This window comes from Streptomyces sp. NPDC020362, from assembly GCF_040642095.1.
Lineage (GTDB): Bacteria > Actinomycetota > Actinomycetes > Streptomycetales > Streptomycetaceae > Streptomyces.
The window spans coordinates 1-5215 of record NZ_JBFAET010000355.1 but is presented as its reverse complement, the minus strand read 5'-3'; the positions used below and the strand labels follow the sequence as shown (position 1 = coordinate 5215).

The window sequence follows — 5215 nt, the reverse complement described above, 5'->3', positions numbered from 1 at the left end:
CCGCCGTCGCAGACGGGGTCTGGTCCGTCGGCTCCTGCTCCGGCTCCGGCTCCGGTGGGTCCGGCGGGTTCGTCGGGTCCGGTGTCGGTGGATCCGGGGAGTGTGCCGCTGCCTCCGTCGCCCACCAGCTCCAGACCCTCCACCCCGATCCCGGCAGATCCCGCGCACGTACCGCTGCCGTTCTCTCCCACCAACCCCGACGGCGGCGGCTCGCCGGGACGGCCCACCCTCCCGCCGATCAACACCTCCGACTCGCAGTCGAACGCTGGCAGCGAGTCGCCATCCCAGTCGAGCGACGGTTTCTTCACGGCGCCGACGAGTCCCGCGGAAGGCTCGGACAGCTAGACGTCCACCCGGCCCGCGCACCCAGACCTCCATCCCTGAAGGGATGGACCGCACCAACCGACCAGCAAGGAGTACCGCCATGCCCAACTACAGCGTCAACTCGGACACCACGGCCTCCACTTCGCAGGCCCTGCTCAACGACTTCTCCCAGCTTCAGGACAAGCTCAACGAGGTCAAGGGCAAGATCTCCAACCTCCTCGCCGACGGCTACAGCACGCCGGCCGCCCAGCAGAAGTTCTCGCCGTTCTTCGACGAGTTCGCCAAGGGCTTCGATCAGGTCAACCAGGGGCTCCAGGGGATCGGCCAGTACGTGAAGACCGTCGGCGAAGCCTTCGACCAGACCGACAGCCAGCTCGGCTCCAACCTCTCCTGACCCACCGGCCCGGCTCGCCGCCACGGTGGGCGATGCCGCACCCACCTCGACACGATAAGGACGATGAGCAGTGCGATTGACCGTCAGCGTGCGTGACCCGCAGGTCGAGGGGGTGTCCACCACCGTCGCCGTGGAAACCGAACCGTCCGCGCAAACGGGCAGGTTCGCGGCCGAGCTGGCGCGGGCCGTCGGGTATGCCGGGGCGGCCGAGGAGGAGCCGCCCCTCTACATCGGCTCGACCCCCGTCGACCCGCACACCACCCTCCAGGGCGCCGGGGTGCGGGACGGCATGGACCTCGGGCTCGGCTCCCCTCTTCCGAGGGAGCCCGACCCCGAGGGCCGCACCGAGGTCCGGCTGGTGTCGGGCTCCGGCGCCGGAACCGTCTTCCGGCTCGTCCCCGGTGACTACGACATCGGCAGCGGCCTCCTGTGCCGGGTCCGCCTCGCCGACGGCGCCCCGCCGGTCGCGGCCCGGGTCCGGGTCCGCCTCGACGGCAGCGCCGAACTCCTCATGATGGAAGGGGCGTTGCTCGACGGCAAGCCCGCGCAAGGACCCGCTCCCTGGCGGGCGGGCAGCCAGCTCGCCGTCGGCGACATCCTGCTGGAGCTGACCTCACGCCCGACGGCCCGCGCCCCGCTGACCCCGGCTCAGGACGGTCTTGGCCTGGAGTTCAACCGGCCACCCAGGTTCCTGCCGCCCGCCGCGGGCGCCAAGTTCAGGCTGCCCACCCCGCCGGTCAAGCCCGACAAGCGGCCCATCCCACTGCTGCCGATCCTGCTGCTGCCCGCGGGTAGCGCCGCGATCGCCATCTTCGTCACCCACCGTTGGTCCTTCGTCTTCCTCGCCCTACTATCCCCGATAGCCGCCCTGGTCACCCAGTTCGGCGGCCGCAAGCAGGCGATGCTCAAGTACCTGGAGAAGAAGGAGGAGTACGACCGGACCCTGGCCCGCGTCCGCGCGGACGTCGACGCGGCCGTGCTGGACGAACAGCACAACCTGCGGCTGTCGCTGCCCGATCCGGCCACGCTGCTCCAGATGGCGGTTCAGCCCTCGGAGCGGCTGTGGGAACGCCGGTGGCAGGACCCCGACTTCCTCTCCGTGCGCGTGGGCACCACCGACCTGCCCTCGTCGGTGTCCGTCGACGACCCGGAGCAGGACGAGCACCGGCGCAGCACCGTGCCGTGGCTGAACCAGGTGCCGGTCGCCTTGGTGCTGCGTCGAGCCGGTGTCGCGGGCGTCGCCGGATCGGGCGCGACCCGGCTCGCCGGCTGGCTGGCCGCCCAGGCCGCCGCCCTGCACAGCCCCACCGACCTGCGGATCGTCGTACTCGCCGGACCTGACGGCGAACACGACTGGTCCTGGACCCGCTGGCTGCCCCACAGCCAGGCCCAGGGCGAGGACGCCTACGCCCTGATCGGCAGTACCGCCGAGTCCCTGGCCCGGCGACTCGGCGAACTCGGCCAGCTCGTCGCCGCCCGCATGGCCGCCGGACCCGACGTCACACGCGGCGGGGCGAACGGCTACCCCGACATCCTGGTCGTCCTCGAACAGGCCCGCCGGGCCCGCTCGTTGCCCGGTGTGATCGCGCTGCTGCGCGACGGCCCGTCCGTGGGCGTCCACACCATCTGCATCGACCGTGAGGAGCGGCTGCTGCCCGAGGAGTGCAGCGCTGTCGTCGTCATCGAACCGGGTGCCACCACGTCCCGGGTGCGCACCGGCTCCGGCGCCGCGCTGGAGAACGTGCGCAGCGACTCGCCGGAGCCCGACTGGTACGAGCACTTCGCCCGTGCCCTCGCTCCGCTGCGCGGCGTCGGCGACAGCGACGAGAGCGCGCTGCCCGGCTCCGTACGCCTGCTGGACCTGCTACACATCGAACCGCCCACCGCCGAGGCCGTGGTGGCCGGCTGGTCGCTCGGCGGCCGCAGCACGCGGGCCCTGCTCGGTGTCGGATACGACGGTGAGTTCGCCGTCGACCTGGTCCGCGACGGACCGCACGCCCTGATCGCCGGCACCACCGGCGCCGGCAAGTCCGAGCTGCTGCAGACCCTCGTCGCCACCCTCGCCGTGGTCAACCGGCCCGACGAGATGACGTTCGTGCTCGTCGACTACAAGGGCGGCAGCGCCTTCGCCGAGTGCGCCGACCTGCCGCACACCGTCGGCCTGGTCACCGATCTCGATAGCCGGCTCGTGGAGCGGGCACTGGTCTCCCTCGGCGCCGAACTGCGCCGCCGCGAGACACTACTGGCGCAGGCGGGTGCCAAGGACATCGAGGACTACCTCGACAAGCGCGCCCGCGGCGGCAATGTCCTGCCCCCACTGCCCCGACTGCTGCTGGGCATCGACGAGTTCGCCTCCCTGGTGCGCGAACTGCCCGAGTTCATCTCCGGGTTGGTGAACATCGCACAGCGCGGCCGCTCGCTCGGCATCCACCTGGTGCTGGCGACCCAGCGTCCCGGAGGCGCGGTCACCCCGGACATTCGCGCCAACACCAATCTGCGCATCGCGCTGCGCACCACCGACACCAGCGAGAGCCGCGACATCATCGACGCCCCCGACTCAGGGGACATCTCCCCGGCCAACCCCGGCCGCGCCTATGCCCGGCTCGGACCGTCGGCCCTGCTGCCGTTCCAGTCGGGCCGGGTGGGCGGCCGTCGCCCCGGCGGTCAGACCGCCGAGGCGACCGAGGCGTCCGTCCGCGCGGAACCGGTGACCTGGCAGAACCTCGGCGGGCCGCTGCCGGCCGCCCGCTCCCGGGGCGGCTCGGGCCTGGCGCAGACCGAGGCCGTCACCGACCTCGCGGTCCTCGCGGGAGCCGTCGCCCAGGCGGCCCGGCTCGCCGAGGTACCGCTCCAGCCCAGCCCCTGGCTGCCGCCGCTGCCCGACCGGCTCCCGTGGACACCGCCGCCCGCGCCGAAGCCCTTCGCCGAGCGGGAAGCGGCCCTGCCTGCCGTCGAGTACGGCATGGTTGACCTGCCCGCCCAGCAGACCCGCGTCCCTCTGGTCCTCGACCTGGACCGGGCCGGCCATCTGCACATCGTCGGCTCCCCCCGCAGCGGCCGCTCCCAGACCCTGCGTACCCTGGCCGCCGCCCTCGGCCAGGCCCACGGCGCCGACGACGTCCATCTGTACGGCATCGACTGCGGCAACGGCGCCCTCAACGTCCTGACTGCGCTACCGCACTGCGGCGCCGTCGTCGACCGCAACCAGATCGAGCGCCTCGGGCGGCTGCTGGACCGGCTGGGCGCCGAGCTCACCGCCCGCCAGAGCACCCTGGGCGCGCGCGGCACGGCCGACCTGACCGAACTGCGCCGGGCCCAGCCCGCCGAGGAACGGCTTGCCCACATCGTGCTGATGGTCGACCGGTTCGAGGTCTTCGAGCGCGAGTTCACCGCGTACGACAACGGCAGCTACATGGAACGCATGATCCGGCTGCTGCGCGACGGAGCGGGCGTCGGGATCCATGTCGTCCTCGCCGGCGACCGGGTGCTCGGCAGCAGCCGGTTCTCCGGCACCACCGAGGACAAGATCGTCCTCAGGCTCAACGACCGCCAGGACTACTCCAGCGTCGGCATCCCCTCCAAGTCCGCGCCCACCGACCCCACACCGGGACGCGGCATCCGCACCCAGGACCTCAGCGAGGCACAGATCGCGGTGCTCGGCGAGGATCTCGCCGGCACCGCGCAGGCCGAGGTCCTGGTCGCCCTGGGCCAGGAGCTGACCGAACGCGAGTCCACGCTCCCCGCCGCCCGCCGTCCGATCCGCCTGGACGTCCTCCCTGACCGGATCGCCTACACCGACGCGCTCGCCCTGCACACCCACGGCGGTCCGATGCGGCCCCTGGTGGCCGTGGGCGGCGACACCCTCACCTCGCTAGGCCCCGACCTCGCGGACGTACCGACCTTCGTCATCGCCGGGCCGCCGCGCACCGGTCGCAGCACCGCCCTGCTCACCGCGGCGGAGTCGCTGCTGGCCGCCGGCACCGGACTCATCGTGCTGGCGCCCAGACGCTCACCGCTGCGGCGGCTGCGGGGACGGCCCGGCGTGACCGTCGTCATCACCGACGCCGAGGTGTCGGCCCAGGAGTTCCGGCAGGCGCTGAGCAACGTGCCCGAGGAACACGGAGTGATCCTCGTGGACGACGCCGAACTGTTCATGGGGGCCGAGATCGACCCTGACCTCGCTCTGCTCGCCCGCGGCGGCGCCGGAACCGGTTGGGGCGTTCTGGTGGCCGGCAACGCCGAGTCGCTGTCGCTCAGCCTGGCCGGCTGGATGGGACAGGTGAAACGCAACCGCACCGGCATGCTGCTCTCCCCGCAGGGACTGAGCGACGGCGAGGTCATCGGCGTGAAGCTGAGCCGGGGCGTCGTCGGACAGGCCCCGCAGCCGGGCCGGGGCCTGCTGCACCTGGGCGACGGAACACTGCGGACCGTTCAGGTGCCGTTCCTCGAAGCCGCCGAAGCGGACCTCTGAGACCGGGAGGCGCACCCCGCGACCCC

The 5215-nt window shown here is 72.6% G+C and carries 2 protein-coding genes and 1 pseudogene; 2 read left to right on the top strand and 1 reads right to left on the bottom strand.

Features of this window, described 5'->3' with window-relative positions:
- Positions 1 to 308 (bottom strand): annotated as a pseudogene (locus tag AB0H32_RS46740) (hypothetical protein); the annotation flags it as partial.
- A 116-nt stretch (positions 309 to 424) separates the two neighbouring features.
- On the opposite strand from AB0H32_RS46740, the gene AB0H32_RS46735 reads away from it, so the two are divergent.
- A complete protein-coding gene (locus AB0H32_RS46735) occupies positions 425 to 718 on the top strand; it encodes a WXG100 family type VII secretion target (RefSeq protein WP_361135344.1) in 294 nt (97 codons plus the stop codon).
- A gap of 70 nt (positions 719 to 788) precedes the next feature.
- Positions 789 to 5189, top strand: a complete 4401-nt coding sequence (locus AB0H32_RS46730) for an FtsK/SpoIIIE domain-containing protein (protein WP_361135341.1) — start codon at positions 789 to 791, stop codon at positions 5187 to 5189.
- Positions 5190 to 5215: the final 26 nt, after the last annotated feature.